Genomic DNA, 25,474 nt, shown 5'->3' on the forward strand with positions numbered 1-25,474 from the left:
TAGCGTATAAAGTACGTTTATCATACAGTAAATTTCGAACTCGCGAAGCGTGCAACACATACATACACATGAAACCTACGTTCACCATCACATAAAAAAAATCCGAACGAGTTGGATTCTCCAGCAAGAATCTCGATTCATCGTTCGGATTTTTCTTCAACTAAACTACTTTTGTCTCACCCTCTTTTTATTTAACAATGATAATAGGACATTCTGCGGATTGAGCAACTTCGTGACTTACACTTCCTAAAAATGTCTCTTTAACAAAGCCCTTTCCTCGGCTTCCTATTACAATGACGTCTTGTTGATTGTCATGTGCGTATTCGATAATTTTCTTTGAAGCGGTGCCTTCTAAACCGTATGCCTTATATGGAATACCTGATTGAGTTAAATGATTGTGAGCTTCAGATAAAATATCGCGATTTTCTTCTTCTATCAGTGCGTCTAAGTCAACGCTAAAAACAGGCTGCTGCAAGTGAATTCTTTCCTTAATATGTACAATTGTCAGCTTATTGGCATTTACGCTTTTAGCTAGTTTACTTGCATGTTGAAGAGCACGAATGGAAGGTGCCGAACCGTCAAAGGCAACTAAGATTTTGTTATACATATAAAGAACCCTCTCTCTTTTTGTTCTTTCGTGATGCGCTGCCATCTAGATGCTGTAGATGATAAAGCAAAAAATAATAAAGTAAGAGACTTCTTGATTTTTGCTTTATCATCCATACTATACTTTTACCGCTTTCAGAAAAAACAAAACATTTATCCGTTTTTTTCCATATAAAAAGCCTTTGCTCACTAGAAGCAAAGGCTGATCGTTTATGTTAGTAGGTTATTTAACAAACTTCTTTTAACTCTTCAGTTAAACGTAAAAAAGTTTCTTTATCTCTTTTTTCTAAAGACTGATCAATTTGCAGTAAAAGCTGTGCTTTTTTAAAGTCACGAAGAGATTTGTTTAGCACTAGTTGAGCTGCTGTCGCGTCTGATACTTTTACTTCTTCTTGTGTCATTTTGCGGGACGTATAGTTTTCCATTACAAGTCAACTCCTCATCCTTTTCGCTATTATATAAGAAATCATATAATTATTCAAATATTTTTTCTTATTTTTCATTTTAAATTTGCCCCTCAAAATGAGGTTGGAACATACCAAAATCAATTTAGTCCAAAGGCGAACGAATTGGATTAAATTGATTTCCGTGCAAGGCTTCGCTTTCCGTGGGCGGCCGGTGAGCCTCCTCATCGCTTACACTCCTGCGGGGTCTCACCTGTTTCGCTTTTCCCGCAGGAGTCTTCGCCTTGCCCTCCAATCAACAGCTAGAAGCAACAGAATATACAAAATCCACGTTCACCATCGCCATGAAAAAATCCGAACGAGTTGGATCCTTTATCAAGAATCTCGATTCATCGTTCGGATTTTCCTTCAACTAAAATACTTTTGTCTCAGCCTCTTGATATCACAACCACTCTGGGCATGAAGAACCTCGAGGAACCAGAACCGTCTTATATTTCCCTGGAGTTTCCGACATTTCGATTTGTTCTGTAAGCCCTTGGTACAATCCTAAAGGTGTTTGGGCTGTAAAGAGATTCGGTGCAATGTACTCGTGCTTCTCTGACGAACCAGCTGTTTGATGAGCGTACGCTTTGTCATAGATGCCCATTGATAAAATCCATAAAGATACGCGATCCAATGATACACGCACGCGGTAGCTGCCTCCTTCTTTTGCTCTTCTTTCCAGTGCCATTAAAGCACCGACTTCAAGCAACCAAGAAACCGCATAATCATTGACAACTACAATAGGAGGCAGCTTAGGATTTTCTGGCGATCCTTCTAACGCCATGACTCCCGTTACACTTCCCGCTGTCTGATCAAATCCATTTCTTTTTGCCCACTCTCCTTGCGTTCCATGCAGGTTAACGGTGCAGTGGATGATTCCTGGTTTTAGTTCTGCACACTCTTCAGCTGTTAGACCGTATCTCTCTAGAAATCCGTATCGACGGTTCGCAAAAAAGATATCGGCTTCTTTTAGAAGTTCAACCATTTTTTCTTTTCCTTCTTTTTCACCGATATCCAGCGTTGAAGAGCGCATACCGACATTAGACGTAGCGTAAATCGTATCATGCTCCCAATCCGTTGGCTTCCAAATATTTAAGACGTCCGCACCGTGTAAGGCAAGAGCTCTACCAAATCCTGCTCCCGCAATAACATGACCAAGCCCTAATGCTCGAATACCATCTAGCGGCGTTTTAGGATCTTTTGAAAAAGGAATCGGCTCACTTTCTCCAATCTTTTCAATTTCAATTAAAGGAAGCTGCGCTACTTCTTCATACACGGACTCATTCATAAACTCTTCAATTGTCCGCACAACAGGCATGATAACTCCTCGCTCAGCTGCAGCTTTTTCTAATTCTTCTGCATTCCATCCGCGAATTGCTTTTGCCACTGCATCAGGGTCTTCTATACAATTTAACAGCTTTAGCGTTTCATGCTTGGAGCGTGGATATAGATTCAGCGGCATCACCCATTTGTCATCTTTTGTTTGATAAAAGCGAAAGCCTAATGGGTTATATGGATCATTTGCTTTACTTGGTGCGTACCCATTAAGCTTTTCCCATTTTTTATCGTAAAAAGGTGATAATCTTCGGATAGCTTTTCGTAAATCCATATGAATATCTTGACCTTTTCCTCCGCGTATTCTCCAAATTTTTGAGACAGCTACTGATTTAGCAACTAGTGCAATAGCTGCTGCTGAGGCAAGGCGCAGCGTACTAGGAACAACCGGATCTTCTCCGTAAAACGTAATGTTTCCTCCACTGTCTTTTGCTGATAAACCTACTCCTTGAAGCACATTTTCAAGCTCTTGATAGATATCAAAATCACTATTATCCGTTAAACGATTTTCATTTGCTTTCACAATAGATTTTGTTAGCTGATCTTTCGTAATGTTGCTCAAGTATAGTCCCTTCTTTCCTAATATAATTACCTCATTATGTCCCTGCTTGCTGAAGTTATGCCCTCATGGAGTTAAATCAAAACACTTTAAATATAACCTTTACGTTAACGTTAATATTACCTTAAAACGAATTTATCATATATCACTTATGCGAACAAATAATTTGTTTCACAGACAAACAAAAGCGCTTTATGTTTTTGTACATAAAACGCTTTTTTCCTATTTCATATTTTCTTTTTTGAACTACTTTTCGATTAGTTTTTTTAATGCATGTAAATTTTCTTCTGCAGAAAGCATGACTTGGTTCATAATATCTTCCGCATCTTTAATTGCTTGGTTATAAAAGTGAGGACCGATATGTTCTTTAATAAACTCTAATACATTTTCCGCTGCAAATTCACTTATTTCTTCATCTCGTTCGTTATAAAAAAACGTTTGAATTTCATTCAGCATTTTATCTTTGTCTTCTTTTGAAAAATTAATAAACATAAACAAAACTCCTCTTTACATTGATATCTGTCTACCTGACATCATAGCAAGAGGAGCTGAGAAAATGCAGTCTTTTTTTCTTGTTGTTTTTGTGTACAATGCTGATGCTAATTTTAATTAGCTAGACACCTTCATAGCCGGTTTTTCTTTTATGCGGCCTGAGCGCTTTTTCATATCTTGTAAAATTTCTAAATATCTCTTTTCCGTCAACTCATATTTTGCGAGTGGGACAAGTGATAACAAGCAGAGAATACCCGGAATGATTGTAAAGATTAAAGCAATCCAAACAAGCGTGCTGTGTGACTGAATTTGATTTGGCACGTATCCTACTGCTGAAAGGATATATCCGCCTACTGCTCCACCCACTGCTGAAGCGACCTTTGTTTTGAAAATGTTCGTAGAAAAAACCATTCCTTCCGCTCGGTTCCCGGTTTTCCACTCGCCGTATTCTACGCAGTCAGCAAGCATAGATGTTTGCGCAATATTGCTAACTCCACCGCCGAAAGAAGCTAAAAAGCTTAAAATCATCACCGGCATAACGTGAAAACCGGTTACAAACATTGTAAGAGTGGCTACAGCATTTAGCGCAATTCCCCCTATTGCTGCACGTTTCTTTCCAAATTTATTTGAAATAAAAGGAGACGCGATCGCCCCTACAATTTGTGCTGTAAAAAATAAGGTTAAATAAAGAGACGCGATGTTCTCTGCATTTAGATTGTATTTAAAATAGTAAATAGAAAAAGTAGTTCGAATTGTTAAAATCGTTTCGACTAAGAGCATCGAGAAAATCAGGTAGCGCAGCGGTTTATTTTGAATAAATAAGTTCCAAACTGCTTTTGGCGTCTGCTTTTCCTGTCTTTTTACGGTATAGTTTTCTTTTACTCCTGAAAATGTAATAATCATTGTAATCATTAAAATACACGCATAAATAAGATAAGCATAAACCAGTTTCCAAAATAATGAGCTAGTGGAAGAGTTAATAAACTAGCAAATAAAGACCCTACTGCTGCAATTGTTCTAGGAAAAGCCACTACTTTATTTCGTTCTTTTACATCTTGTGTAATCGTTGCTGAAAGCGACCAATAGGGAATATCCATGATGGCAAAACTTGTTCCCCATGCGATATAGGTGATATAAGCATAAATTAATTTTCCTGTATGAGAAAGATCAGGACTAATAAAACACGCCACTGTAGCAACAGCTGCAAAAAATCCGCCTATTAACAGGTAAGGTCTAAACTTACCAAATCTCGTTTCTGTATTATCAACAATCATTCCAATAATAATGTCTGCAATTCCATCCCATATCCTAGCAATAAGAAATAAAGTTCCTACAGCTGCGGCATTTAATCCTACGCTATCCGTATAAAAAATCATTAAATATGTACTTGTTAATGCATAAATAATATTGTTTCCAAAACTCCCCATTCCGTATGATAATACGGTTTTTAGAGAAACTTTTGACTGTACCCCCATGCTCATATAACTTAACTCCCTTCTCCTATAAAACGCTTTCATATCATTGGTGACTAGAATCTCATTGCTTTATGAGATTCTAGTCTTCTATTACGGCTGTATATTTTCCACAACTCGACTTTCGTAAGGCTGCAGAACAATATCTTTAAATACTTTTACTTCTGACGTATGGTTCATAAGGAAGTAATAACTTTTCTCTCCAAGCTTGCGAGGATATACTTCAATTCCATCTTCACTTTCTCTATGCTCAATATGCTGCTGTTTCACAATATCAAGCGCAATTTTTTCAAACGTTTGCTCCTCAATTCCACAGCCTACATAATAAACCGTTCCGCGACCAAACTGATTTTTTGTTACAGCTGCTTGATTATAAAATGGATCATCATACTCATACAGCACTTCAGCTGTTACAGGCGTGATAATATCTCTCCACACGGACGCACTTGATTCTTCTCCTTCATACGGTCCTTTTCCTTTAATAGCTGCTTTTTGAGTAGAAGACAGTGCTTCCACTTCATGAATTTCAATTCCTGTTATTTCTTTTACATATCCCGGGAGCGTCTGTTTAAAATGAATGTTATTTTGTTTGTCTTTAATGCCGGTTCTAAAAGTAAAAATAATCACGCCGCCGTTTTCAGTAAATTCAGTAAATCTCTTACCTAGTTCTTCATCAATGATTTGCAAAGCCGGAACAACCAGTACTTTATAGCTTGAAAAATCTCTCGAAGCAGGAATAACATCAATAGGTGTATTCAACTTATAAAACGGTGTATATCCTCTAAGAAGCTCTTGCGTAAAGTCAAATCCTTCACTTTGCTGCTGAAAGCGCCATGACCATATATTTTCATAGTCATATAAAACGGCAACATCGGATTTAATATCAGACTCAAGTACATGTTCGTAATGAACGATTTCACTAAATAACGACTGAACTTCTTTGTAGCGTCTTCCATAATGATTATCGTGACCTACAACTCCATAGCAGTATTGCTCGGCTCCTCTTGTCATTCCGCGCCAACGGAAATACAGCATATTCGTACATCCATGAGCAAAAGCCTGATAAGACCACATCTTTGCCTGGTTAGGTCGCGGAAGATAACCGATGACATCATGACCTTGAGCGCCCATTAATTCCTCTACAATCCAGAAGTTTTTATGTAGCAAGCCTCTATTAAAATCATGCCCTAGTGCAATATGAGCCGGAGTAATTGGCTCTGTTTGACCGCCCCATACCGGATAATTGTCATAGGATACAAAGTCCATTACTTCTAGATTTTCTTCATGATCAAACCATTTATCAAAGAAGCCTCCTGATACGTTCGTTGTCAACAGCTGGTGATCACCTTTATATTTCTTCACAATCGCCGTTTGTTCGTGAGCGTATCTGTTTAATGAAAAAGAGCGAAAGCGCGCCCAGTCAAGCTTTAGCGAAGGGCTGTGTGTCGTAATTGTTTTTACAGGCATAGGCACTTCAGTAAACTCGTTATATGTTTGTCCCCAGAAAATAGTGCCATACTTTTCATTTAGCTCATTAATATCTTTATATTTTCTTTCCAAAAACTGCTGAAACTCTTTATGACATTGTTCGCAGTAACACATGTCACTGCCTTCATGGCCAAATTCATTGTCAACTTGCCATGCTACGATTGCTTCTTCTGAGCAGTAGTGCTTTACGAGTTGTTCTGTAATCTGGGCGCTATACTTCCGGTAAAGAAGCGAATTAAAACAATATTGACGTCTTCCTCCAAAGGCTCTGACCGCCCCGTTTTCATCTTTTGATAAAATGGAAGGATGCTGCTTCGCAAGCCAAGCCGGAAAAGTGGCAGTAGGCGTACCAAACATAACATCAATATTCTGTTTTTTAAGTTTATTGATAACGCTATCAAAAAAGGAAAAGTCATAGTGCCCTTCTTTAGGCTCCATAAGATGCCAAGCGAACTCTCCTATTCTCACCATGTTTGATCCTAGCTCTTTAATGCCTTGGATATCTTCTTCTATCATATTCTCTGGCCAATGTTCAGGGTAATAATCGACGCCGATGTACATTTTTCTCTACTCCTATCTATTTCTTTATTTCATTAAATGAACGATTTGCTGCTAACTGTTAAGGTCTACTCGGAAACGGTAATCAAAAGCAAAAAATCACATTTATTTTCTTCATAAATAAATCTCTATTCAACTTTCAAGATAAATACTTCCTAATCTTTTAAAACGCTTACAAGTTTATTTTATGAACTTTATTCAAAATATTCAATGGTAAAAATTTAGAGAAAAACATCCTTTTTTTGCTCTTTATTAAAACAAATAATAAAACGCTTACAGAGACAAATGTTTTTATGGTTCTTTTATATATTCCCTCTCATACTTTCCATATCCACATTTAGGTAATAAATTGCTAAGAAAACCATCATCAAAAGTCATTTCTTTTACACATGCTATCTATCAATTAGTAAGAGTCATTTGACTTATCTATAAAACAGTAAAAATTACAGAGCAGTTTTTTACCATTATTAACACATTAAACCTACGTTCACCATCACAATAAAAAAAGACCGCACAATTAATCAATAATCTCGATTAATTGTGCGGCTACTTCCTGGGCTAAAATACTGTTGTCCCGCTTTTTACTTACAGCTGATTATAAACACACTTTTACCGGTTTGTGTTCATGCAGCTTCCATTTATACAAAGCTCTTCAAACTTACATAGAGCTTATACAAGGGTAATAAGGCGAACGGCTGTCTTTAATGCTATAATTAATTTCGTATGCAAAATATCACTACTAGCATTTAAACCATACATAGCCGCTTCACCTTATTTTCGTATCATTTAAAATAAAGGAATTTTAAAGAGAAAAGTGAATAGTATAAACATGCACTTTATTTACTATCTCTTTTTAATTTTCATATATTCATTGCTTTTAAAGGAGAGGATATCATGCCAGGAGCTACAAGCATGGTCGTAATCGGAATTACTGCCTTAATTGTATTTGGACCAAGTAAATTGCCGGACATAGGACGAGCATTTGGACATTCCCTGCGAGAATTTAAAAATGCGGCGGAAGGAATTATACAGGATGACGACAAACAAACTCCAGAGAATACCACTGAAGATAAAGAGGAAAAATCCTAATTTTTATGTAAATGAAAGTTATACAGACTAAAAAGCCCACTTTTCACGTGCAGTGGGTTTCTTTTTTGATGTATGATAGTAAAAAATAGTAAAGAAAGAGGGTAACTTTTTGTTTAAATCGAAACTGCATTTTTGGACATTAGAACTATTAATGATTGCTTTACTGATTTACATTTGTAAACATATTTCGTTTGTTTTTCTACCAATCGGTGTGTTTATCTCCACTTTGTTTTTCCCTATTCTCGTAGCTGGTTTTCTTTTCTTTTTATTCGAACCAATTGTGTCATTTCTCACAAGAAAAAAAGTGCCAAAAACACTGGCCATTTTACTATTATACGTTGTTTTTATCGGCGTAATTGCTTCTATTGTAGGCGGTGTGGGACCTACTTTATCTAAACAATTAACTGATTTGGCTAAGAATATTCCGTCTTATATTGTAGAAACGAGAGAGTACATAAATGATTTATCTAACTCAAGATGGTTTAACTGGCTCGTTGAACAAAAATATGTGTCGCTCGATCATATTGAAGAGTCACTTTTAAACTACGCGTCTACTTTACCTACGAATCTCACAAACAGTATTTCATCTGTTTTAAGCGTCGTAACAAATATTACACTTACGGTTGTAACCGTTCCTTTCATTCTTTTTTATATGCTTAAAGACAGCCATAAACTTCGTAAAAATACGCTGCGTATGGTTCCTGCTTCTTACCGAAAAGAAACGTTACGTACAATGAAAGAAACAACAAATACGCTAGCTACTTATATTCAAGGCCAAATGCTCGTTTGTTTGTTTGTCGGTATTAGTACATTCATTGGTTACCTCATCATCGGGTTGCCCTATGCATTAATACTCGCACTAATAGGAGCCCTTACTAATATTATCCCGTACGTCGGCCCTTTTATTGGCGTAGCACCCGCTTTAATCGTAGGTTTATTATACTCTCCTACAAAAGCGGTATTAGTAATTATTGTCGTCGTAATCGTTCAACAGCTCGACGGGAACATTATTTCTCCGCTAGTAATTGGAAAGAAATTAAACACACATCCTTTAACAATTATTATTTTATTGCTTGTTGCGGGTAATATTGCAGGAATACTCGGAATGATCTTAGCGATTCCGGCTTATGCTGTAACAAAAACCATTGTGATAAATATTGTAAGAATGATTCAATTCAGAAACAAATCTATCAAGTTGTAAAATGCAAAGGCAATACAATAAAAGGACCTTCTCTTGAAGGTCCTTTTATTGTTCCATAGGTTCAGCACTGACACACCATCAGGTGATTTCCATCCGGATCTTTAAATGTAAACCAATGATTGTGTTGAATTCCTGTCGTTAGCTCTACTTTTTTCTGTTTCATATATTCATAAGCTTCTTTAATATCGTTTGTATTCAAATGAAAAGCTGGCGTTTTAAAAAGCGTATTTTTTGAATAAGTTTTGCTATCTAATACAATTCCTGTTCCATTCATAGGTATCACATATAAATGATCATATAAAATATCTCCATCTGCTATCAAACCTAGTATGTCACAATACCAGTCGTGCTTTTTTTATGTCCTTTACAGGAATAAAAACCGTGCCTACTTCATTTAATATAGGGTTCATTTATGACCTCCGGTATGGATTTAGTAGTTTTACAAAGTATTCTCTTTTAATCGCTGATAACCTTTTATTTTGAGATACTTTCTATCAGTCCATTAAACTCGGTAGCAGAATTAGTAGTCTTGCGGACACGGTTATTCTCCATACATAAGCTACACGGCAAATGTATATACTTCATGACCAAATGTAGATTACTAAAAAAGAAAATGAGAAAATCTCCCCCTTCCTCTGCTTTGCACGTGTATAATGAAAAATAGACTATAGATAGTAGCCTTCTTTTGTTTGTAGCATCGAACTTTCGTGCATTACAATAGATTTAAAGCCACTATCCAGCTAAGAATTAAAATGACTAACTTAAGGTTAAGGAGGTTAGATGTGTATGGATTATTCATCTTTACTCATACGCGAAGTCATTGATAGAGTATCTAAATTACGCCTCTTATCTGTTTATAACGAAAGTATAAAAGGAGATTTAGAAAGCACCATCCTCCCTCTTTATCAGCAGCACTTTGAAAATAAAGATGTAAACGAAGCGTTGAGGATTTTAAAAAAAGACTTTCTCAATCGTACGAAACGCAGATGGTTAGATGCTGCTATACGCGACTATGAGCAAAAAAAACCTAAGAAGAATAAAGAGCTGATTGGAGAATACAAAGCGCTAACAGCTTATTATAAAACGAATGGAAAAGAACTCTTTTGCAAACAGTTTGAAAATGTATCATCTCCGGAAGAAGTCATTGATAAACGAATTGATATTCTACGTGAATGGAGTCAAGAAGATAGCTTCTTCTTAACGGATTATCCTTATATTCATCAAAAAACCAAGACCCAGCGAGAAAAAGCAATCCATACGGATATATCTATTATTATTGGGCTGACTATACTGGACCCAAGCTTCCAAAATGGAAATCATAGTATTATTGAAAGCCCTTTTTCAACTGTAGAGAACCCTTTTTTCTCTAACTCAAGAGCAAAGCTTCTCGTTGAGCAACCCCTATTAGAGAAAGAAGGAAAAGAATATTTCTTAAGTACTTATAACTCTGAAGACGGGACAGATTACGAATTGTTAATAGAAAAAGAATACGCTGAAGAAAACGGAAATAAAATTAGTGATTTAGATCGGTTTGATTATAAAGTGTTTTTAGAGATCATGAGCCAGCGCGATGAATTGTTCGCTACACAGAAAATCATTAACGTAAAAATTGGTGACCTTGTGAAAGCACTTTATAAAACAGACAGTAAGCGCAACTATCAGATGATAGAAGAAAGAATTACGAAAATGAAGCACTACAGCATGACAAAAGTGCAGCATAATAAAAAAATTGCTTATGGTATTTTTGACTTTGTGGATATTACTACGATGCCGAACGGAACGCGAATTGCTGAAATTCACGTCAATGAAGTGATATATAGAGACTATATTCAACGTCAAACGGTGCGTATCTATAAAAATAAAGTAGAAAAATTAAGTTTAGACGCCGCTTACCATTTGCTATTCGTTATGCAAAAAGAGCGTCTCATTTGCTATGAAACAAAATCTTCATACAATGTCACAAGAGATTATTTATATTTTTCGACAAGAGTCCGCTTTCGAAAAAGACGAAAAAAAGAAAACCTTGTCGAAATTGAAACAGCCTTAGATGAGCTAGTCGAACAAAAACTAGCCGTCCAATCCTATAAAAGAGTAGGCCAAGTGTTTCAAATTACCTTTATTCCTGTGGGAGAAAGTGAAGTAAAAGACTTATTAGCCGGTGATTACGAATATGCTCCCCTTTCTATTTATCAAAACGTAACAAGTTCTATAGGCTAAAAAAGAATGCTCTTATAATCTTTATAAGAGCATTCTTTTTATCTATCTACTATTAATCACTGCATTTTTTGCTCCATATTTCCGTGCAAAAGTGTTTTTTTGCTCCAATTCTTCATGTAAACATATTATTTCCCCTGCTAATATGGCAGTTAAACTTCACCTTTCTCGTCATTTTGTGAACTTTCTGTGTCTAAAAAAGGTATTATAATTATTTTTTGCTCTAGATTCCCGTGCAAATGTGTCATTTTTCTTTTTATCCTGCATTTACTATAAGTTTGGCTCCAATCTTCCGTGCAAATATGCCACTTTTACATAAATTTTCTTGTGACAGCGACTTTTCCCCTTCGTTTTCTCCATTTTTTGCTCCACATCTCCGTGCAAAAGTGTTTTTTGCTCCAGATTTCCGTGCAAACATGTCACTTCCTTAAAAAAAACACCATTTCCGCTGTAAATGTTTGTTTATCCCCTTTGAAAATGTGAACTTTTTGTGTCTCAAAAAGGGCATTTTTCTTTTTTTTGTCCCTATTTTCCGTGCAAATGTGTCACTTCCTTGCCTGAATCTTTACTTTTATCATTTTTGCTCCTATTCTCCGTGCAAATATGTCATTTTTACATCAAAAATTTTTTTGAATTTGTCGCATTTTGTGTATTTCATCCGTCATAATACGACATTTAGCTTAAGAATGCTGTTTTATCAACGTTTATGAAATATAACGTTATTTTTGCTCCACATCTCCGTGCAAATATGTCACCTTGTAAATAGGTGTTTCATCCCTTGGTATCACTAGTCTTTTAAAAAAATGCACCATTTTCCCGTGCAAACATGTCATTTTACAGCCTATATGACTGTGTCTATACTGTAAAAGACGACGTCTATAGCTTTGGAAAGGAGGTCACTATATGAGTATACAAAAGCTTTCACTAAAACGGCACACCCTTGTAGCAAACAAGCTGCTGATTGTCATGAGCGGCTTAAATAGAAAGACGAAACGAGACAACAGCTATTACTATGAAAAACATTCATTCGGTCTAGCAAAAAACTTTGTAGACATAAAGTGGACGGGTTCTCTGATGAAGCAAATTTTAGCTTACGTAGCCAAATGTAACAGCCAGGGGCATATTTCAATTATTTCTGAGCAAGAACTGGCTAATACAATCCAATGTTCCGTTCGGACCGTTCAAAATAATAATAAGCTTTTAGAAGACTATGACATCATTCGCTGGGATCGTTTATGGGGAGACTATATTCAAGTTTCTTTAAACAACTATTTAGAGGATTTTTTAGATTTACATATAAAAGAAGCTGCTGATGTTCAAAACATATCATATAATCCTGGAATGCTTGATGAAGATAACAATACATATACTTCAAAAGGTGGTTATACTTCTGTTTCGATGGAAGTGATTTATCAATTGCTGGCTATTAAAAATATCAACATGCTGCGTCTGGCTTTACGTGCGTTGTACGTATACGAATCTGATGTAAACGTAAAGAAAGATTCAGAAGCACTTTTATCTTACACCGAGGTAAAACACATTCTTCCAAAATACATTGGCTATAAAGCTGCTATTAAAGAAATGGCTAGTAAATTGAGTACAATTTTCCGTATCGATGTGCTAGAAAAAGATGATTGTGTCAAAACATTATTAGAAGAAAAGCAGCCAAGAAAATCAATTATTGAAAAAATCAAGGATGGTTTTATTTTAAGCTTTAATTTAACTGGTGCTCATGATAGTAAAAAACAAAAAGAAATCGAAAAAATCCGTGGAGAGCATGCATTTGCTCAGTTTAAGAATTTCTTTAAATCTTTTGGACATTATTCAATTAAAAAGGAAGATATTCATTCCATTGTACATGAGTTTGGTTTAGATATAATCGAAAAATCATTAACGTCCGTTCAGCGTCACCTACAACAAACTTACATAGAAGAAAGTATGGATGCATTTCGCCCTCTTGTGCATGAAATGGAGTCAAACTTCTTTACGTATATCCGCAAAATTGCCAACGGGTATTATCAGGCAAAAATTAACGCTCTATAATACTCTTTTTTGTTATGCCTTTTTTTACTCATTTCTACTCTATTTTCCTTCCATTCTTTCTTTCTCTTTAACTTACTAAAACATAAATGTCTGTGAGCTATAATAAATCCTTTTAAATGATAATGATTTTCGTTTTCATGAAAAAAATCAACTAAATGAACAAAAAACACAATAAATAAACGTTATTTTCCGAACTACTGCGTAGAAAATATGGCTGTTATAAAAAAATCCTATATTTTTTCGTGAAAATTCTTGTAGTAAACTGCAGTTTTTTTGATTACTTTATTCCCTTTAACCTCAGTCAGCAGAAGGCTTTTACCCATATAAGTTTTAGCAATGTTTTTAATGTTTTTAATGTCTTTTTAATCTCTTATAAATATATAGTAATTTCTATAAAACAATGGACAGCAAATAAACAGCATTTATATATCCGAATACATTAAATTAAAATATATAACTCACTGAAAAAAGCGCTCCCATAAAATAGAAACGCTCTTTCTTACTTCATGTATCTGTATAACTTCATAAAAAAACACACAAAACAAATTCTTTACATCTGCTTTGTGTGTTTTTTTTATTTAGTAGGATTATATTGTTTAAGAACTTTATCACGTACATATTTAAGATGATGATACATTTTCTTGAATGCATCATCGGGGTCATGATTAGCTAACGCATTATAAATAGCGGTATGATGTTCTACAGTAAGTGCTGGTTCTCTAAAGGTAATTTCGCTATCTGTTTTTTCATGAGTGAAGAGCAGGGAATTAATCATACCTTCTACCACTGGATTATCCGCGCTAACAGCAATAATTCGATGGAATTCCTTATCCGCTGCACCGTAATTGTTATCTGTGCTCTTTTTTATTTCCTCGATCGTTTCTTTTAACTGTCTTAATTGATCATCGTTTATTTTTTCCGCCGCCATGGTTACTAGGCCCAGTTCTAGTGCCATGCGCGCCTCCACTACTGCAGGTAAATTATCGATTGATAACGCTAACATAACGGAAAAAGGATGTGCTCCTATTTTGTTATTAAAATACGTACCTCCACGAGTTTTTCGTGTAATTACACCAAGTACTTCTAATGCACTCAAGGCTTCTCTCAATACAGGGCGACTTACATTCAGTACGTCTAATAACTCCATTTCAGTTGGCAGCTTATCTCCTGGCTTTAATTGCCCGCTGACCAATAACTGAATAATACGGTCGACTACTTGTTTTGCCAGCGTATTACGATTAACGGATTCAAATGACACTTTTTTAGTCGAACCACTCATCTTCATCCACCCTTTTCTGAATATTGTTTATTTGTAAGACTAATTATATCATATAGAGTTTTTTTATGTATTACCAACCACTACTTCTTAACTATTCTTATTTCTTATCTACATAGGATTATGTATTAAACTGCTCGTTATTATAAAAAACAGAAGCTCGAACAAAGACGTAGAATTGTTCGAGCTAAAAGCACCCTGTAATTATTTTTGAAAAAATTTTTAACGTACCAGACAAGGACGTTTATTATCAAAGCTCCAATTTTTAATTAAATACTGCATAGCTTTTGAATCATCACGTGCTCCTAATTGCATTTTCTTATATAGCTGATGTGCTTGCTCGATTCGTTCTAAATCCACCTCTATGCCAAGTCCTGGTTTTTTAGGTACTGCTACTCTTCCTCCCTCAATTTTAAAAGGATCTTTTGTCAATCGCTGACCATCTTGCCAAATCCAATGCGTATCAATAGCCGTTATTTTTCCAGGAGCGGCAGCAGCCACATGAGTGAACATGGCCAGTGAAATATCAAAATGATTATTTGAATGTGATCCCCATGTAAGACCCCATTCATGACACATTTGAGCCACACGAACCGAGCCTTGCATCGTCCAAAAATGGGGATCAGCTAGAGGGATATCCACAGCGTTTAACTGAATAGCGTGACCCATTTGACGCCAATCTGTAGCAATCATATTTGTAGCAGTTGGCAGTCCAGTTGCTCTGCGAAATTCCGCCATTGTTTCTCTTGCTGAATATCCATTTTCGCTACCGCAAGGGTCTTCTGCATAGGCCAATACATGATGTTTATTTTTACATAGTTGAATAGCTTCTTCCAAAGACCAAGCCCCGTTAGGATCTAAGGTAATTCGAGCTTCAGGGAAGTTTTCAGCTAATGCTGCTACCGCTTCTATTTCTTGCTCACCTTTAAGAACACCGCCTTTTAGTTTAAAATCGTTAAATCCATACTGCTGATGAGCTGCCTGTGCAAGTTTTACGATTGCTTCGGGAGTCAGAGCTTCTTCATGGCGAAGTCGAAACCACTCCACTTTTTCATTTTCACCACTTAGATAGTCCAAGTCAGTTTTTTTGCGATCTCCAATATAAAATAAATAACCTAGCATTTCAACATGTTCCCTTTGCTGGCCTTCTCCTAATAATGCTGCAACTGGTACATTAAGAAATTTCCCTACTAAATCTAATAAAGCTGCTTCCAGTGCAGTAACGGCATGAATGGTCGTCCGTAAATCGAATGTTTGAAGTCCTCGTCCTGCCATATCTCGATCTCCAAATTTTTTACGTACTGTATTTAAGATGTTATTATAATTTCCGATTGATTGATCTACTACAAATGTCTTCGCATCTTCAAGCGTTTGACGAATGTTTTCACCTCCAGGTACCTCTCCTACCCCTGTGCTTCCAGTACTGTCTTTTAAAATAACAATATTTCGAGTGAAAAAGGGACTATGGGCACCGCTGAGATTAAGCAGCATACTATCATACCCAGCCACTGGTATAACCTGCATATCTATAATTTGAGGCGTAGTCGACTTTTTTTCGTTTTGAATTTCACTATTTGTAAGAACATAATTATTCATGCTTTTCACTCCTGATCTAAGTTTTTTGAATCCGCTTACATATTGAGCGTACTTTCATCCTTTGAGGAGATATTCTTCAGTTCTACTCGTTTAATTTCTCCTACTAAAAGAAGATAACAGAGAATAGCTATAAGAGCGTTAGCGCCCACAAAAACCAATGCTCCATTAAAAGAGCCTGTTGCATTGACAATGTATCCAATAATAATAGGCGTTGTAATAGAAGCAACGTTCCCAAATGTGTTAAAAAGCCCACCGCTTAAACCGGCTATTTCTTTAGGGGAAGTGTCAGCAACAACAGCCCACCCTAATGCCCCAAAGCCTTTTCCAAAAAAAGCAAGTGACATAATTACTACAACAATCCATTCAGCATCTACATAATTGCAAGCAACCATGCTACAGGAAAGCAACATGCCAATAACGATAGGTGTCTTACGTGCAAAAGTTAATGAACGACCTCTTTTTAAAAAGAAATCAGATACAATTCCCCCTAACACCCCTCCTAAAAATCCGCATATGGCAGGTAGAGAAGCAATAAATCCAGCTTCCAAAATTGACATTCCGCGTGCTTGAACTAAATAAACAGGAAACCATGTTAAAAAGAAATACGTGAGCGTCGTAATACAATATTGTCCAATATAAACACCTAACAACATTCTGCTTTTAAGAAGTTGTTTAATTTGATTCCATCCTGGGCCAGTATTTTTCTTTGTTTCTACTTTTTTTTCATCCATATCAATGAGCCCGCCGCCCTGCTGGATGTAATTTACTTCTTCTTTTGTAATGCGAGGATGTTTGCTTGGACTGTAGATCACTTTCATCCAAACAGCAGCTAAGATTACTCCTAAGACACCCATAATAATAAATACAAAATGCCAGCCGAACCTGTGAGTAAGCCATGCCATAATAGGCGAAAATAATACTAGTGCAAAATACTGAGCCGAATTAAAAATCGCAGAGGCTGTCCCACGTTCAGATTTTGGAAACCAGGCTGCTACAATACGGCTATTTCCCGGAAAAGAAGGGGCTTCAGCTAACCCAACCATAAAACGAAGCGTAAATAAGATAATTATAGCAGCACCGCCACTAAAAAAACCGATAAATCCTTGAAAAAAGGTAAAAATAGACCAAAAAAATACACTGCATGCAATGATTGTCTTTGATCCGAATTTGTCTAAGAACCAACCTCCAGGAAGCTGACCAATTACATAAGCCCATCCAAATGCTGAAAAAACATACCCCATTGAAACTGAATTTAAGCCTAATTCTTTTTGAACAGAGTCTCCTACAATGGACAGCGTCGCTCTATCTGCATAATTAATCGTTGTCAAAACAAAAAGCATAAATACGACAAACCAGCGTACATGGCTTTTCTTGCTGCTTCCCGCTTCCAATTTTGGTTTAGCTTGCATAATCACCTATTCCATCCCCCTCTTATTGTTTTGTTCTTTTCCTATGTTTATCTCTCTTAAAAAGGAGGAATTTTCCTCCTTTTTAAGAGAGTAAAAGGTTCATAATACAATAAAGGTATTTAACTTTTTATAAAAACAGTTTTAATAGCTGTGAAAAATTCTTTAGCAGCCTCCCCTTGTTCTCTAGAGTGAGAACTTGATTGTTTCATGCCTCCAAAAGGTGCCTGAAGTTCAACGCCTGCGCTTTCCGAGTTAATTCGAATAAGCCCAGCATCCATTTCATTAATAAAAGAAAGCATATGAGAAATATTTGTAGTGAAAATAGAAGCACTTAGCCCATATTGAACATCGTTAGCTAGTGCTAATGCTTCCTCGATGGATTCTACTTTCATCAATGCTATTACGGGGCCAAAAATTTCTTCTTGTGATATCGTCATATGCGATTCTACGTTTTCAAAAATAGTAGGTTCTACGTAAAATCCATTTTCATATTCCCCGTCAGTCAACTGACGTCCTCCGTATAAAAGAGTTGCACCTTCACTTTTTCCTTTTTCAATATATGACAATACGGTCTGTAACTGATTTTCGCTTGCACATGGTCCCATCCACGTGTCTTCGTTTAACCCTTCTCCAACGGTAATTTCCTTCGTTTTTGCTAATAGTTTTTGTTTGAATTTTTCATATACCTCATGCTGAACAATTACCCGACTAGTCGCAGTACATTTTTGACCTGTGGAACGGAATGCACCGCTGATCGTACCTTCTACTGCTAAATCTAAATCTGCATCCGCCGCTACAATTACCGGGTTCTTCCCCCCCATTTCTAACTGATATTTAGCTCCTCGAACGAAAGCCTGTTGACCAATTTGTTTGCCTACTCGATCGGATCCTGTAAATGTAATCGCATTAATTTCTGGATGTTCAGCAATAGCTTGACCAATGATTGATCCAGAGCCCGTAATCATATTTACTACACCCGCTGGAATTTCTGCTTCTTCAAAACATTCGATAATCTTAGCGCACGTAATAGCTGTTTCAGTAGCTGGCTTAATTATGACAGTATTTCCGTAAACAAGTGCCGGAGCTATTTTCCATATAGGAATAGCAATAGGAAAGTTCCATGGGGTGATAACTCCAACAACGCCTAACGGTACTCGAGATGTAAACATCAATGCTTCAGCATCGGTAGAAGGAATTACATCTCCCATTTTTCTCATACCTTCCCCTGCATAGTATCGAAGAATAGCTATTCCGCGAGCTGTTTCTCCTTTTGTTTCAGCCAAGGTTTTTCCCATTTCACGTGTAGCACATTCCGCAATTTCATCTAGTCTATTTTCCATAATATCCGCAGCTTTGTGAAGGTACTGTCCGCGAGCTGCGCCTGACAAGCGCTTCCATTTTTCTTGAGCTTGTTTAGCTGCTTTTATCGCTAGATTTAAATCTTCAAGAGTTGATTTTTGTACATATCCTACAGCCTCTTTCTTATTGGCTGGGTTTAGACTCTCCATCATCTCTTGAGACGATGATGGAACACCTTTTCCGTTAATAAAATTTAAGTATTGTTTGTCTTGAACACTAATTGTCATATGAACTCTCCTTTTTATAAAGCGTTTACATTTTATTAATTAAGATAAAACTTGTTTAGAGGATTTAGGATATTGATCAAATGCTTGTGTTAAAATCTTTTCAAGCTGTGCGTAATGTTCTTTATCTACTGAAACAATAGGAGGCCTTACTCTATCTGTAACAGGTAAACCTATAATTTCCATCCCTGCTTTAATCAATGAAACAGCATATCCTTTTTTTTGCTTGCGAATATCGTTAATTGGAAGAATTATATTTTGGTAGAGTTCGCTTAGTAACTCTTGATCGTGACTTAATAAAGCGTTGTAAAACATTCTTGATATGTGCGGAACATAGTTAGAGATTGCTGAAGAATAAGAATTAAATCCAATTGGAGCGTATGCTGGCATCGTTACTTCAGCCATCGGCATTCCGTTTAGCCAGCCTAGTCGTTTTCTTAAAGACTGGGTTAATTCTATATTTAATTCCATATTTCCATATCCGTCTTTTAATCCTACTAGTTGGTTTAATTCTGTAAGTTTTTCTAAAGTTGGCAACTGTAAAATGGCATTGTCTCTTTGATAAACAATTGCGTTTAAATTTGTATGCTCAATGATTGCTTTTAGATAGTTGTAAAGGCCCTCTTGTTCTCCTTCAATTAAGTATGGAGGTAAAATTAAATAGCCGTCTGCCTGTTTTTCCTCTGAAATACGAGCCCATTCTAAAGCTGTAGAAAGATTACCGCCCACACCTGTGTAAACGGGAACTTTTCTGTTGACGACAGATATAGCTACTTCTAACATTGCTGTATATTCTTTTGTATTTAAGGATTGAAATTCTCCTGAACCGCAAGCGATGAAGATAGCCTCTAACCCTTCGTCTAATAAAAATTGAATATTTGCTTCTAAAGCTTTTTCATCTAATTTTCCTTGGTTATTAAGGGGAGCGACGGGAAAACCTAAAATTCCTGTAGGTGCTTTTCTATTCATATTCACATGCATATCCTCCTATAAATTTTCAGATAATTTTTACATTTTTATTGTAAGACAAATTAAATTGTTTGTCAATAAAATAAATAAGCTTAAATTATTAAATAAAAAATTTTAAAATAGAAACGAAAAACACCTCTAAGAAAGAGGTGTTTTTCGTTTCTATTTATACGCCTTTTTTATTTCAATTTCATAGTTTCTCAACTTACGGTAAAGTGTACTTCGATCAATTCCTAACAATTTAGCTGCTTGAGATATATTGGAATGAGTTTCTGCTAAAGCAAGTAAAATTTGCTCTTTTTCAGATTGAAGATGATTGGTGGTTTCTGCTTCTTCACCGATGTAATTTGTTTCAAAAGCATTTTCGTTTAGCTGCTCTTTCATATCCTGATCCGAAACTACATTATTTTTACTGATCACTACTAACCTTTCAATAAAATGCATCAATTCTCTTACATTTCCTTTCCATTTATAGGTAGTTAATTGTGAATAAGCTTTTTCTGTAATCTCTATATTTTTCTTTTGATAGAGATTCGTATAATAGACTAAAAAATGCTGAGCAAGGTAACGAATATCACTTTTTCTTTTACGGAGCGGTGGAATATTTATAGTTAAGACCTTAAGCCTGTAAAGTAAATCCTCTCGAAATTTGCCTTTTTCTACGACTTTTAATAAATTTTTGTTCGTTGCTGCAATAACTCTTACATCTACAGGAATATATTTATTATCACCTAAGCGCATAACCTGTTTTTCTTGTAAAACTCTAAGTAAGCGGGATTGTCCATATGTATCCATCTCCGAGATTTCATCCAGAAAAATCGTTCCTCGGTGCGCCATTTCAAACAAACCTTGCTTTCCTTTCCTTGTCGCTCCGGTAAAGGCCCCTTCTACATATCCAAATAACTCACTTTCCAGTAAATTAGGCGGAATAGCTGCACAATTAACAGCAACAAAAGGACCGTTTTTCCGCAAACTTTCTGCATGAATACTCTGAGCAAATAATTCTTTCCCGGTGCCGGACTCACCAAAAATTAAAACGGTTGCATCTACAGAAGACACTGTCTGTCCAATCCGTTTAGCTTCACAAATTTCCTTAGAATGCCCTAAAATATCAGAAAATGTGTAGCGTGTTTCAAACTTTCTTGACAGTACTTCCCCTCTAATTTTAGCTTCCATTTCTTGAATACTTGTAATATCCTGAAAAGTTATCATTGCTCCGATAATGTCTTTCTCCACTTTAATTGGAGCAATATTAAATATTAAACTTTTGTTTTTGATTTTTTTGATTATACCTAAATGCTCTTCTCCTCCAAAATAATTTTTAATAGGTAAAAAGGGCATAACAGCATCAATCTGCTTCCCTAGCACTTCTTGCCTTTTTAATTCTAGCAAGTGCTCAGCAGCATGATTAAATACTTCTACTTTTTTATTTCGATTAATACTAATAATTCCTTGTATAGAATAATCAATAAGGGCTTTAACTGTTTGGGAACGCTCTTTTTCAATTTTTCTTCCTAAAGAAATCTTTTTAGCTTCTAAAAGCGCTGTCCGAACGGCAGAATTTCCAGATTCAATAGAAATTGCCTTAAAGCCTTTTCTAAGTGATAAAGTTGTTGTTTTCATTCCTCCAATAACAATATCTGTTTCTCCTGAGGAAAGTTGCTCAATATAAGTCGGAATATCTTCAACTGAATCAAGAAGATAAATAGAAAGGTTGATACCCAAAATATCTGCTAAAATTTCCACATCATTTTTCATATTCTGAAATGCGAGCATGGCCACTTTAGGATTTTCTAAGTTTGTTACCTGCTTGCTTTTATAAAAGGCTTGAGCTAAATCTTGTCCTGTAATTGGAATTTCGACTAGAGGAATTCCAATTACAGAATCAGTAATTAACCTTGCAGTCCCTCCTCTGCAAACGATAACATCACAGCTGGATTCTAATTTATTGGCGAGTTTTACGGCGCGGCTTAACCTTGCAAGGTAGATTTCAACCTCTCCTTGCAACCCTAACTCTTGAATTACTCTTTTTCCTTGTAAAAACAGTTGTTTATCTGGGGCAATAAAAGCAATTTTTGACATATTCTTTTCCTCCTGATTAGTTAGAATATTCTAGTTATTATAACGTATTGGTACAACAATTGTTGCTTTATGTACAACAATTGTTGTATATTTCATCACTTTTCTTCGGTACAAAGGCTTTTTTACTCGTTAAAACACTTGGCATGCTTATTGCAATAAATAAAAATGAACATGTTTAGAAAGAAACTAAAAACGATTAAGGAGAGATAAATCATGTCTTTGCAAATCAATCAAACAGAAAAACCCCTTTATATCAAAGTAAATGAAAACGATAATGTTGCTACGATTGTAAATTCAAAAGGATTATCGAAAGGAACTGTGTTTCCATCTGGTTTAGAGCTAAAAGAATATATCCCTCAAGGACATAAAGTTTCATTAAAAAACTTTGAGAAAGGTGACAAAATTATTCGCTATGGAGAAGTTATCGGAGCTGCTTCCTCAGCGATTTCTCAAGGAACTTGGGTAAAAGAATCATATGTTACCCTACCTGATCCCCCTATTTTAGAAAAGCTGCCTTTGGCAACTAAAGTTTCTGCCCCTTTATCTCCTTTAGAAGGATACACATTTGAAGGTTACAAAAATACAAATGGAAGTGTTGGCACAAAAAATATACTTGGGATTACGACAAGTGTTCAATGTGTAGTAGGAGTACTTGATTATGCGGTTAAAAAAATCAAAACAGAACTTCTTCCTTCTTATCCAAATGTAGATGATGTAGTAGCTTTAACTCATAATTATGGCTGCGGAGTTGCCATTAATGCACCGGACGCCATCATTCCGATTCGTACATTACAAAATCTTTCTATTCATCCAAATTTCGGCGGTGAAGTTCTAGTAGTTGGCTTAGGGTGTGAAAAGCTGCTTCCTGAACGTTTGAGTCCACAAGAGATTTCAGGAAATATAACACGCTTGCAGGACCATGCGGGTTTTAAGCAAATGATTGCTGCGATTATAGAGATGGCAGAAGAAAAATTAATTAAACTAAATAGCCGGACGCGTGTAACCTGCCCTGTGTCTGATTTAACGGTAGGTTTACAATGTGGAGGAAGCGATGCCTTTTCCGGTGTTACTGCCAATCCAGCAGTTGGATATGCGGCAGATTTACTAGTAAGAGCAGGCGCTACTGTTTTATTTTCTGAAGTTACTGAAGTTCGAGATGCTATTCATTTGTTAACGCCACGAACAATTAATAAAGAAGTTGGTCAATCCCTGATTAAAGAAATGAAGTGGTATGATCAATATTTAAAAAGAGGCGAAGCAGATAGAAGTGCAAATCCTTCACCTGGAAATAAAAAAGGCGGACTTGTAAACGTAGTAGAAAAAGCACTTGGCTCCATAGCTAAAGCTGGAACAACTCCAATTGTCGAAGTTTTATCGCCTGGAGAAAAACCGACTAAAAAAGGCTTAATCTATGCAGCAACTCCGGCGAGTGATTTTGTATGCGGAACATTACAGTTAGCTTCTGGAATGAACATGCATATTTTCACAACAGGGAGAGGAACTCCATATGGCCTGGCAATGGCACCTGTTCTTAAAGTATCTACTAGAAGTTCATTAACTGAGCAATGGCATGATTTAATAGATTTAGATGCGGGAAGAATAGCACAAGGAGAAGCAACCATTGAGGAGGTTGGTTGGGAGCTCTTTCACTTAATTATAGAAATTGCAAGCGGCCATAAGAAAACATGGAGTGATTATTGGGGGTTGCATAATGATTTATGTCTGTTTAACCCTGCTCCCTTAACTTAACAAGATAACGAGAACCTGCGCTTGCGCTGTTTCTAAACAGGTTCTCGTTACTTTATGACAAGTTGTATAACTAATTGGAGTTTAAATGACCTCTGTCTACTGCTTCTGGCGGTGTTTCCATCCAGCCGTTTTCCATCATAATATCCGCGGCCTCCTTTCCAAACTTTGAGATGTTTGTCATTGATTTTCCGTATAAAAGCGCTAGATCATGCCTTCCATCTATAATCTCCTAATTCGATTTGTTCTTAGGTTGGTCTTTTCTATCTTATCTATTCCTCAACTTTTGCCCTTTGTTGGAAGAGTTAAGAATCTCAGGTGAGATATGCAGGCTTAAGCATTTTAATCTACAGTCAGACCTATTCACGGCAACCACTCCTTCTTTCCGGGAAATTTACTACTGGTAGCTTATCCTAAATTTCTCATAATATAATTGAGAATCATTATTCCAAAAATAAAAAAGAGCTGTTTTATACGTCGTATTTCTCACGTATAAAACAGCTCGGCCTGTTATTCACTTGTTTTCATGAAGCCCTATTGTCTGCATATTATTCACTGCGTTCAATTACTAGTTAGCTGGACTTCTTTCTTATCTTCATTTTCTTCTATTCCCGCTTCTTTTATATTCACAAAAGGTTGATCAGCAACGGTCACAAGCTCGCCGCCGCAAACATGGCGAACAACGGTTACTAGTTCTGGAAAAGCGGGAAATTTGCCGTATAACGTTTTTAAAGGAAGTGCGCCTTTACATATCTTACTGTTATGTGGTTCATACCCTCTGAGCGTATCAAGCAATAATTGTTCTCCGCTTTCAGTCAATTTGATGTAGGTGTTTCTTTTATCATTTTCTCTTTTGGACAAATGCAGGTATCCTTGATTTTCTAATTTTTTCGAAAAATTAAACGCTGTAGAGATATGCATAGCTCCTAAATTAGCTAACTCTGACATAGAGATTTCTCCCGTGTTACTAGCTAAACATAAAATATGATGCTCATTTACGTTTAGTCCATAAGGTTTCACCCATTGCTCCCAGTCATCTTCCGCAGCTCTCCAGATGGCTTTACTTACCTGCATTAATTTTAATCCAAACAATGATGCATCTTTTATTGTGTATTCACTTTCTTGTTCTTGTTTCGACATACTATCATTCCTTATTTGTAGGCTGTTGTAAGTTAGTTTATTTTTAAAACGCGTAAAAACATTTTTATTTCATCTAATTTATCAGTATACCTACAAAATCAGACGAAAAAATACACGTACAGTTTAATTTATCAGCTTTATTCCACAAAATTTCTACAATTCTGAAGAAG

21 protein-coding genes and 1 pseudogene are annotated in these 25,474 nt (G+C 36.2%); 5 read left to right on the top strand and 17 right to left on the bottom strand.

The window, feature by feature from the left end:
- Positions 1-187: 187 nt before the first annotated feature.
- The 7 genes from AC4NPH_RS05530 to AC4NPH_RS05560 all read right to left on the bottom strand — a co-directional run bounded on the left by AC4NPH_RS05530 (position 188) and on the right by AC4NPH_RS05560 (position 6,959).
- On the bottom strand, positions 188-607 hold the full coding sequence (locus AC4NPH_RS05530) for a universal stress protein (RefSeq protein WP_335481536.1): 420 nt from the start codon (positions 605-607) through the stop codon (positions 188-190).
- Positions 608-833: 226 nt separating this feature from the next.
- On the bottom strand, positions 834-1,031 hold the full coding sequence (locus AC4NPH_RS05535) for an IDEAL domain-containing protein (protein ID WP_013056608.1): 198 nt from the start codon (positions 1,029-1,031) through the stop codon (positions 834-836).
- A 421-nt stretch (positions 1,032-1,452) separates the two neighbouring features.
- Positions 1,453-2,949 carry a CoA transferase gene (locus AC4NPH_RS05540; protein ID WP_335481539.1) on the bottom strand — a complete coding sequence of 499 codons (1,497 nt, stop codon included), beginning with the start codon at positions 2,947-2,949 and terminating at the stop codon, positions 1,453-1,455.
- Between the two features lie 243 nt (positions 2,950-3,192).
- Positions 3,193-3,438 (bottom strand): DUF2164 domain-containing protein, encoded by a 246-nt coding sequence (locus tag AC4NPH_RS05545; RefSeq protein WP_013056606.1) that lies wholly within the window; start codon positions 3,436-3,438, stop codon positions 3,193-3,195.
- Between the two features lie 117 nt (positions 3,439-3,555).
- On the bottom strand, positions 3,556-4,350 hold the full coding sequence (locus tag AC4NPH_RS05550; RefSeq protein WP_491938637.1) for an MFS transporter: 795 nt from the start codon (positions 4,348-4,350) through the stop codon (positions 3,556-3,558).
- A complete protein-coding gene (locus AC4NPH_RS05555) occupies positions 4,350-4,919 on the bottom strand; it encodes an MFS transporter (protein WP_491938638.1) in 570 nt (189 codons plus the stop codon). Before AC4NPH_RS05555 ends, AC4NPH_RS05550 begins: the two co-directional genes overlap by 1 nt.
- An 84-nt stretch (positions 4,920-5,003) precedes the next feature.
- Entirely contained in the window at positions 5,004-6,959 is a 1,956-nt protein-coding gene (locus AC4NPH_RS05560; protein WP_160203444.1) for a beta-galactosidase, read from the bottom strand.
- 891 nt (positions 6,960-7,850) lie between these two features.
- Between AC4NPH_RS05560 and AC4NPH_RS05565 the strand changes: the two genes are divergently transcribed.
- Positions 7,851-8,045, top strand: coding sequence for a twin-arginine translocase TatA/TatE family subunit (locus AC4NPH_RS05565; protein ID WP_013056603.1), 195 nt, complete (start codon positions 7,851-7,853; stop codon positions 8,043-8,045).
- Between the two features lie 109 nt (positions 8,046-8,154).
- Positions 8,155-9,246: an AI-2E family transporter gene (locus AC4NPH_RS05570; protein WP_055989405.1), complete on the top strand. Its 1,092-nt coding sequence runs from the start codon at positions 8,155-8,157 to the stop codon at positions 9,244-9,246.
- Between the two features lie 61 nt (positions 9,247-9,307).
- Here AC4NPH_RS05570 and AC4NPH_RS05575 read toward each other — a convergent pair.
- Positions 9,308-9,656 (bottom strand): annotated as a pseudogene (locus tag AC4NPH_RS05575) (VOC family protein).
- A 376-nt stretch (positions 9,657-10,032) separates the two neighbouring features.
- Between AC4NPH_RS05575 and AC4NPH_RS05580 the strand changes: the two are divergent.
- Positions 10,033-11,463, top strand: coding sequence for a hypothetical protein (locus AC4NPH_RS05580; protein ID WP_013056600.1), 1,431 nt, complete (start codon positions 10,033-10,035; stop codon positions 11,461-11,463).
- A gap of 253 nt (positions 11,464-11,716) precedes the next feature.
- Here AC4NPH_RS05580 and AC4NPH_RS05585 read toward each other — a convergent pair whose 3' ends face one another.
- Positions 11,717-11,878, bottom strand: a complete 162-nt coding sequence (locus AC4NPH_RS05585; protein WP_179879714.1) for a hypothetical protein — start codon at positions 11,876-11,878, stop codon at positions 11,717-11,719.
- 485 nt (positions 11,879-12,363) lie between these two features.
- On the opposite strand from AC4NPH_RS05585, the gene AC4NPH_RS05590 reads away from it, so the two are divergent.
- Complete coding sequence (locus tag AC4NPH_RS05590; protein WP_053487186.1) at positions 12,364-13,503, top strand: hypothetical protein; 1,140 nt, start codon at positions 12,364-12,366, stop codon at positions 13,501-13,503.
- Between the two features lie 574 nt (positions 13,504-14,077).
- Here AC4NPH_RS05590 and AC4NPH_RS05595 read toward each other — a convergent pair.
- The 6 genes from AC4NPH_RS05595 to AC4NPH_RS05620 all read right to left on the bottom strand — a co-directional run bounded on the left by AC4NPH_RS05595 (position 14,078) and on the right by AC4NPH_RS05620 (position 22,418).
- A complete protein-coding gene (locus tag AC4NPH_RS05595; protein ID WP_013056598.1) occupies positions 14,078-14,782 on the bottom strand; it encodes a FadR/GntR family transcriptional regulator in 705 nt (234 codons plus the stop codon).
- A gap of 219 nt (positions 14,783-15,001) precedes the next feature.
- The gene (gudD, locus tag AC4NPH_RS05600) at positions 15,002-16,375 is read right to left on the bottom strand and encodes a glucarate dehydratase (protein ID WP_013056597.1); all 1,374 of its coding nucleotides are present in this window, start codon (positions 16,373-16,375) and stop codon (positions 15,002-15,004) included.
- Between the two features lie 35 nt (positions 16,376-16,410).
- A complete protein-coding gene (locus AC4NPH_RS05605; protein WP_013056596.1) occupies positions 16,411-17,784 on the bottom strand; it encodes an MFS transporter in 1,374 nt (457 codons plus the stop codon).
- A 119-nt stretch (positions 17,785-17,903) separates the two neighbouring features.
- Positions 17,904-19,370, bottom strand: a complete 1,467-nt coding sequence (gene gucD, locus AC4NPH_RS05610) for an alpha-ketoglutaric semialdehyde dehydrogenase GucD (protein WP_098287412.1) — start codon at positions 19,368-19,370, stop codon at positions 17,904-17,906.
- Positions 19,371-19,409: 39 nt separating this feature from the next.
- The gene (kdgD, locus tag AC4NPH_RS05615) at positions 19,410-20,342 is read right to left on the bottom strand and encodes a 5-dehydro-4-deoxyglucarate dehydratase (protein ID WP_041816538.1); all 933 of its coding nucleotides are present in this window, start codon (positions 20,340-20,342) and stop codon (positions 19,410-19,412) included.
- Between the two features lie 156 nt (positions 20,343-20,498).
- Positions 20,499-22,418 carry a sigma 54-interacting transcriptional regulator gene (locus AC4NPH_RS05620; RefSeq protein WP_491938641.1) on the bottom strand — a complete coding sequence of 640 codons (1,920 nt, stop codon included), beginning with the start codon at positions 22,416-22,418 and terminating at the stop codon, positions 20,499-20,501.
- Between the two features lie 213 nt (positions 22,419-22,631).
- Here AC4NPH_RS05620 and garD point away from each other — a divergent pair, with 213 nt between their 5' ends.
- Positions 22,632-24,167, top strand: a complete 1,536-nt coding sequence (gene garD, locus AC4NPH_RS05625; protein ID WP_053487183.1) for a galactarate dehydratase — start codon at positions 22,632-22,634, stop codon at positions 24,165-24,167.
- A 70-nt stretch (positions 24,168-24,237) separates the two neighbouring features.
- On the opposite strand, the gene AC4NPH_RS05630 is transcribed toward garD, so the two are convergent.
- Positions 24,238-24,393, bottom strand: coding sequence for a DUF3231 family protein (locus tag AC4NPH_RS05630; RefSeq protein WP_306472192.1), 156 nt, complete (start codon positions 24,391-24,393; stop codon positions 24,238-24,240).
- 332 nt (positions 24,394-24,725) lie between these two features.
- Positions 24,726-25,304 carry an HTH-type transcriptional regulator Hpr gene (locus tag AC4NPH_RS05635; RefSeq protein ID WP_098314578.1) on the bottom strand — a complete coding sequence of 193 codons (579 nt, stop codon included), beginning with the start codon at positions 25,302-25,304 and terminating at the stop codon, positions 24,726-24,728.
- Positions 25,305-25,474: the final 170 nt, after the last annotated feature.

This window comes from Priestia sp. MDV22-iso46, from assembly GCF_058629175.1.